Genomic DNA, 6,334 nt, shown 5'->3' with positions numbered 1-6,334 from the left:
GATCCAGGGGCTGTCAAACAAGGAAATACTTGTAAAGGCAACTTTCCATGTTTACCGCTTACTTGAAGAGCAGCTTTAGCAGTCGCTTCATCCAAAACCACCAAGGGCAAACTTGCCAAGGCTGGGTGTTGGCTCAGCTGTTCCAAGTAAGGTATAGGATCGGAAATTTGGCTTTCGAGTAAGACTACCTGGGGCTGCCAAACCCGCGCTAGAAGTTCGGCTTGATCGAGATCGTCAACTTCTAAAATCCGGTAATTGTATTGATGTAAAAGTTTACTCAAATTGGGGTGAGGGAACGAGGAAGCCTGGTGTGAATTTGCGACTTTCTCGCCCTCCAAATCGCCTGCTGGAGAAGTCTTAAATATTGCCGTGCTAGAAGCCGGCTGGTGAGTCGGCTCGACAGATAAATTAGTTGTTGCGATCGCACTGTTGCGATCCTCTGCTAAATCCCCTGGCGCACGTGTACTAAGCCGCAGAACGATCAAACCGGTCCCGGAAGCTTGACCCTTTTCGGATGCTTGAGGGTGGGCCAAGCTTTCCAAAGTTTGGCGCAAATCATCCAGTTGCACCGGCAAAGTCAAAAAGCTATTAGCTCGCTTACTGTAAGCGTAATTCTTTTCTGCCCTAGTGGCGGTGACGATCACTGGTATGTGTTGAGTTTGGGGAGATGATTTGAGCAAAGTGAGTACATCCCAACCTGAGAGGAGAGGTAGGAGGGGATTGAGGAAAATGGCACAAGGTTGCAACCGTCGCGCTTTTTCTAAAGCTTCCGTACCGGAGCGAGCAATGACGACTCGATAGCCCAACCCCAAAAGCTGGTTTGTTAGTTCTTCGATCGATCGGGGTGTGGTTTCTACGATTAAAACTAAGCGAGATGAAGCTTCTGACTTCTGGTGTGTGGCATAAGAGTTTTGCTGAACAAAATAAGAATTTTGATTTAGAGAATTTTCTTCCCATTCAGAACTCATTGTGGGGAATTCATAAGTATTTCCAGGTGGACTGGGAGGTAGGAGAAGCGTAAACTCGCTACCTGTACCTGGCTTGGAAATAAAAGTAACATCCCCGCCGTGAAGGCGAGCGAGACGCTGGGTTAAAACCAGTCCGAGTCCGGTACCGTCAAACTGACGGGTGAGGGGATTTTCTAGCTGTTGAAATTTTTGAAAGATTAGGTGTTGTTTTTCTTCGGGTATGCCTATCCCTGTATCCCAGACCGTAAAAGCAATCCAGCCTTCCCAGCGGCTGACTTTTAAGCCAAGGTGACCGTTAGGCTCTGTAAATTTAAGCGCGTTGGAGAGCAGATTGACAAGCATTTGACGCAGGCGCAGTTCGTCTGCGATCAAGCTTTCTAAACTGGTTTCGATCGACAGAGTGAAGTTAGGCTCTGGAGTGAGGGCAATGCGTTCTTCTTCTTCTTCTTTGTTTTTTCCCCATACGAGGTGTCGAGCTTGCTCATAAGCTCGATCGCATACATTTTGGATATCCACGGGAGCGAGGGTCAGCTCCAGCTGCCCAGTTTCCATACGGGTAAGATCCAAGATGTCGTTGACGACAGTCATGAGATGGCGAGCGCTCTGATGGATCAGTCGCGCATAGCGGATTTGGCGATCGTTGAGTTCGCCCAGCAAACGATCTTTGAGCAAGCTGGACAAGCCTAAAACCGCTGTGAGAGGAGTTTTTAGTTCGTGACTGATGCAGGCTAAAAATTCATCTTTAAGCCGATTGAGTTGAATGAGATCGGCATTTTTAGCTGCCAGTTCTTTGGCGACTTGCTGCTCGTCCGTAACATCCTGTGCTAGCACGAGCCACAAGTCACCACCGATCGCTTCTGGAGAGCTATTAAATATTTCCGACCCTTTATCCGGCTCAGAGGTCGGCTTACCGTCGATATGTTGTCCCGATTGCTTGGCTCTGAGATCTCCATACTGGATGCCAAATGCTTCGTGTGTAAGCCGCAGAGTTTCTTGTTCCAGCATGGGAATCGAAGGCGCTACCAGGGAGCTATCCATGTTTGCGCCTAAAGTTGCTAAGCAAAAGTTCTCATAACACTTAGTCACTTGAAGCAGCTCTTCTGGTGTACTTTGGGGGGTGCTTTGGCTATCTTGGGACAGATCCTGGCTGGATAAAACGTTGCCCAGAGGGATTTTGATAAATTGCCACGCTCGCTCGGAACCATTTTGCATGGGACAGATACAAATGCAGGTGTTTGGATTTGTACCTAAATGACAAAGTTTAGGGGCAAAGGTGCGATCGTTAGGAGTCGTCGGCTCGTCTGAGTTTCTAGCTGGGGTGGCGATCGGCAAAACCGAAAAATCAAATAAATTTGAGGCTTCGCCAAAGAAATGGTCCCATTCCTCCACTTTGGCATCTTGCCCTGGAGGTGGTGCTTTTGCCAATAGTTCAGCGGCTTCGCGTCTGATCGATTCGGGGTCTTGCAGGGCTCCAAAGTGTTTGCGCCACGCTAAATTTTGGTTTACGGATTCACCGTTGCCTGTTTGCAACATGATGGGTAAGGGCAGTCGTTCCAGCAGTACAATCAGGGGATGAAGGGTTTCCTCTAGGGTAGTGGTGGTGGGGTTGTTTGAGGGGATGCGATCGACAGGCAATCTTGGCGCTGCTGGTTTTTGTGGAGGTTCGGATTCTGCTAATATTTCTGGCGATAAGCGATTGGCCAGGTATTGCAGAAGACGCTGAGTATCCAGCAAGCCCAGAAACTTGCCAGTGGGATCGACTAGAGCCCAGTCAGGGCTGGGAGCAGTTTTATACCTCCGATCTTGCAAATACGGCCAAAATTGTTTGAGAGTAAAATCGGCAGGTAGGGTGGCGACCGGCTCAATGATGGATAGACCGAGATCTAAAATAGGTTGCTGTAAATTAAATTCTGGCGCAATTTGGGGTCGGCGCGATGTCACAGATGCTTTATTTACCGCAGGGCGATCGAACCCATCTTTTCGCTCTACTTCTCCCAGGCTCCTTCCATAAGCTGCACCCGGAAAGGTAGGAGGCAAAGACGGCTCGAAGTCTGCTGTCATTAAAGTCGCTTCTGGGGCACTTTTAAATATTGCCCCCCCAGAAGCCGATTTGGATAAGTTCAAGTAGGGCAGTAGACTGCTCAGGTGCAGTATTCCCATAGGGCGTAGCTGTTCGTTCACCACTACCAAGCTATTTGTGTAACGAGTAGTGGTGGTGCTGGGCTCGCAGTTGTCCTGGCTGAAAATTTCCAGCACTGCTGCGAGGCTCATCCTCTGCGTGCAGATTGGGACGATGGCGATAAATTCTTTCAGGCAGGGGGTAGACATGGGTATGTGCTGTCTGGCTGGCAGTTCAAAATAGCTGAAAGCGCCTCTTTGAGTCCACAGTCCCATGACTTTTACGCCTCAACCGCTCTACATACAGGGTAGGCGGTGCGTCTTTTTCAGGTGGAAGCAATGCCTGTAAGCTAGGCAAATGTTGTTTAACGCAGAGTAGGAGACGCTTAAAGGGTCTACATCATATTATGAGCTCAGTACGAATTTTCCTTCTATTTTGGCAATTACAATTAATGACAATTCAACTAATGTTAGCTTAATGTTAAGCATTGTATTGAGTCCCTTACAGGATGTCTGTCCTGGGGGGGAAGCAATTATACAACGAGTTGATCCCCTTACTTCCAAAAAGCACGTGCGATCGCAACTTTCTATCTGTACTTTCTTGCCTTCTGAGCAATTGGCTCAGTCGCTTGAGCCGTTTTTAAGTGGCGAACGCTATGTGCTGTCTGAATTCCAGTCAAAAGAGGCGTTTTTGAGTTTTGTGACGCAGCGACAACAACAGATCGATTGCCTGATTTTAGAGGATGTCCCAGAGATGTTGACCGTTGTCGAGCAGTTGCACGAGCAAGGTACGCTCTTACCTAGCGTGATTTTAAAGGCGGATATAGAAGAAGTAAGGCTAAGCCCAACATCGGGTGATGAGATTCGCAAATCTACCTTACCCGCAGAAAAGTCAGGGAAAACTTCAGCAGAATTTACTCCAGAGGGGATTGTGAGTTTTTATGATGCGGCGGCGATCGAAGTCTCTCTTAGCGAAATGGATCGCATTGCCGATCGGATTGAGCAAGCGATCGCTCGCTTTCTGGAGCTTTCTTCCCAAGCTCCTTTGTGCGAGACATTCTCATGGGGCGAAAACATCGCCAAACAAAATTTTCTCTTGTCACAGCAACAGCGCTTGGCAGAAAAACTAAGAGAACGATTAGGATACCTGGGAGTGTATTACAAGCGCAATCCCAAACATTTCTTTCGGAATTTTTCAGTTTCCAAAAAACAGGAGTTTCTGGCTCAATTAAAATATGACTACCGCCAGATAGTTCTGAATTACTTTGTACAAGATGCCAACCTAAATCAAAAAATTGATGAATTTGTCAATACAGCTTTCTTTTCTGACATACCGGTTACTCATATTGTGGAAATTCATATGGAGTTAATGGATGATCTTTCCAAGCAACTAAAATTGGAAGGGCGTAACGATGAAGTGCTATTAGATTACAGACTGACGTTAATCGATGTGATAGCTCACTTATGTGAAATGTACCGCCGTTCGCTGCCCAGAGAATCTTAAATTATGGTTCATAGTTCGCGATCCGCAGATTAAGAATGAACGATGAACATGAACAATCAACAATGAACAATGAACAAGTAATAACGATTTATGAGCCCTTTGAAGAAAACCTATGTTCTCAAGCTTTATGTAGCTGGGAACACACCCAATTCTGTCCGAGCATTAAAAATGCTCAAAAATATACTTGAACAAGAGTTTCAAGGCGTTTACGCACTGAAAGTGATTGATGTTCTCAAAAATCCCCAACTGGCAGAAGAAGATAAAATCTTGGCAACTCCTACTCTGGCGAAAATATTACCTCCCCCGGTGCGAAAAATAATTGGCGATCTTTCCGACAGAGAGAAGGTATTGATTGGTTTAGATCTGCTTTACGAAGAATTGCGTGAGGAAGAAGAATTGGGCTTTTAAAAGAATTTTGCCATCAGGCCAATCAAGCCAGCAAAGATAAGGATTTAGCCTTTTAGTTTATGCTCTTAACTTTCATTTTTGACGATCGAAGCAATGAATAAACCCAAAAACCAGACCGAACAAAAACAAGAAACTCTAAAAGTAGGAGTCGAAAAAATCCGTACCCTTATAGAGGGATTTGATGATATAAGTCATGGGGGTTTACCTGTTGGTAGAACAACGTTAGTAAGCGGGACTTCTGGAACTGGAAAAACATTATTAGCCATCCAATTTCTCTATAACGGCATCATTCATTTTGACGATCCGGGAGTCTTTGTTACTTTTGAAGAATCGCCGAACGATATTATCAAAAATGCCTGTAGCTTTGGTTGGGATTTACAACAATTAATCGAGAATGGCAAGCTATTTATTCTAGATGCTTCTCCCGATCCGGAGGGACAAGATGTTGTCGGGAGTTTTGACCTTTCTGCTTTGATTGAACGTCTGCAATACGCCATTCGTAAATACAAAGCTAAACGGGTTTCGATCGACTCGGTGACGGCGGTGTTTCAACAATACGATGCTGCTTCGGTTGTGCGAAGAGAAATCTTTCGCTTGGTGGCGCGTTTAAAGCAAGTTGGCGTGACTACTATTATGACAACCGAAAGGGAGCAAGAATATGGGCCGGTGGCGCGTTTTGGCGTAGAAGAATTTGTGTCGGACAATGTGATAATTGTCCGCAATGTTTTGGAAGGAGAGAGGCGTCGCCGCACGATGGAAATCCTGAAATTGAGAGGTACAACTCATATGAAAGGCGAATATCCTTTCACTATTACTAATGATGGAATTAACATTTTCCCCTTGGGTGCAATGCGATTAACTCAACGTTCTTCTAATGTGAGAGTTTCTTCTGGTGTGAAAACGCTGGACGAAATGTGTGGTGGTGGTTTCTTTAAAGATTCGATTATTTTGGCCACAGGAGCGACGGGTACAGGCAAAACGCTTTTAGTAAGTAAATTTTTGCAAGATGCCTGTATGAGAGGCGAGCGAGCGATGCTATTTGCTTATGAAGAATCTCGCGCTCAGCTATCGCGCAATGCTTACTCATGGGGTATTGATTTTGAGGATTTAGAACAAAAAGATGTGCTAAAAATTATTTGTGCTTATCCGGAATCGGCTGGATTGGAAGACCACTTGCAAATTATTAAATCGGAAATTGCACAATTTAAGCCTTCTCGAATTGCGATCGATTCTTTATCTGCTTTGGCGCGGGGAGTGAGCAATAATGCTTTTAGACAGTTTGTGATTGGCGTAACAGGTTTTGCCAAGCAAGAAGAAATTACCGGCTTTTTTACCA

At 45.7% G+C, this 6,334-nt stretch carries 4 protein-coding genes; 3 read left to right on the top strand and 1 reads right to left on the bottom strand.

Translation table 11 applies throughout. The features are described from left to right. On the bottom strand, positions 1–3,362 hold a 3,362-nt coding region (locus H6S82_RS14055; RefSeq protein WP_242056942.1), incomplete at its 3' end, for a hybrid sensor histidine kinase/response regulator. Between the two features lie 202 nt (positions 3,363–3,564). Here H6S82_RS14055 and H6S82_RS14050 point away from each other — a divergent pair. The 3 genes from H6S82_RS14050 to kaiC all read left to right on the top strand — a co-directional run. Further along, positions 3,565–4,590 (top strand): circadian clock protein KaiA, encoded by a 1,026-nt coding sequence (locus H6S82_RS14050; RefSeq protein ID WP_190464614.1) that lies wholly within the window; start codon positions 3,565–3,567, stop codon positions 4,588–4,590. A 90-nt stretch (positions 4,591–4,680) separates the two neighbouring features. Beyond that, positions 4,681–4,998: a circadian clock protein KaiB gene (gene kaiB, locus H6S82_RS14045; RefSeq protein ID WP_190464615.1), complete on the top strand. Its 318-nt coding sequence runs from the start codon at positions 4,681–4,683 to the stop codon at positions 4,996–4,998. Positions 4,999–5,091: 93 nt separating this feature from the next. Then, positions 5,092–6,334: circadian clock protein KaiC (kaiC, locus tag H6S82_RS14040; RefSeq protein WP_191056330.1), on the top strand; the 1,243-nt coding region annotated here is incomplete at its 3' end.

The organism is Planktothrix sp. FACHB-1355 (assembly GCF_014748295.1).
Taxonomy (GTDB): domain Bacteria; phylum Cyanobacteriota; class Cyanobacteriia; order Cyanobacteriales; family Aerosakkonemataceae; genus Aerosakkonema; species Aerosakkonema funiforme_A.
This window is presented reverse-complemented; position numbering and strand designations above follow the sequence as displayed.

Coding starts and splice junctions, on each gene's coding strand:
- kaiB (WP_190464615.1), top strand. CDS start 4,681: ATGAGCCCTTTGAAGAAAACCTATGTTCTCAAGCTTTATGTAGCTGGG.
- H6S82_RS14050 (WP_190464614.1), top strand. CDS start 3,565: ATGTTAAGCATTGTATTGAGTCCCTTACAGGATGTCTGTCCTGGGGGG.